The sequence below is a fragment of the Arthrobacter antibioticus genome (genome assembly GCF_030063205.1).
In the GTDB taxonomy this organism is placed as follows: domain Bacteria; phylum Actinomycetota; class Actinomycetes; order Actinomycetales; family Micrococcaceae; genus Specibacter.
The window spans coordinates 1-574 of the sequence record NZ_JASISQ010000019.1 but is presented as its reverse complement, the minus strand read 5'-3'; the positions used below and the strand labels follow the sequence as shown (position 1 = coordinate 574).

Here is a 574-nt window from a genome sequence, read left to right as displayed (position 1 = left end):
TAGTTTTGGTGGTCGGGGCGTCGTAGAGGGCACCGTCGCGGAGCATCGCGAAGAGCACGTCGCAGCGGCGCCGGGCGAGGGCGATTAGGGCTTGGTTGTGTCGTTTGCCCTCGGCTCGTTTCCTGTCGTAGTAGGCCCGGGAGAGTGGGTCTTTCAGGGCTGCGAACGCGGAGAGGAAGAACGCCCGCTTCAGGGACTTGTTGCCCTTCTTGGAGGGGTGGTCGCTGCGGATCGAGGTGCCCGATCGCCACGTTACCGGGGCCAGTCCGGCGTAGGAGGCGAGGTGGCCGGCAGTCTTGAATTCCTTGCCAGCAACCTCGGTGATGATGCGTGCTTCCGTCCTGACCCCGACCGCCGGCATTGAGGACTGGACGCTGGTGTTGAGGGTGGGCCTCCACGAGCGCTTCAACTTGGGTCAGGAGCTCATCGCGGGCGGTGCGCAGTTGCTTGAGCATTGCGGCGAGTTGGGGCAGAACAATGCCTGCGGCACCGGTTCCGGCGACGACGACGGTCTGCTCGCCCAGAGCGGCAAACACATCGGCAGCCCACCCCTTCCCTGCCCGTGGCGCGTACT

The 574-nt window shown here is 65.5% G+C and carries 1 pseudogene; it reads right to left on the bottom strand.

Going from position 1 to position 574, the window contains the following annotated elements:
• Positions 1-574, bottom strand: a pseudogene (locus QMG40_RS17280) (transposase); the annotation flags it as partial.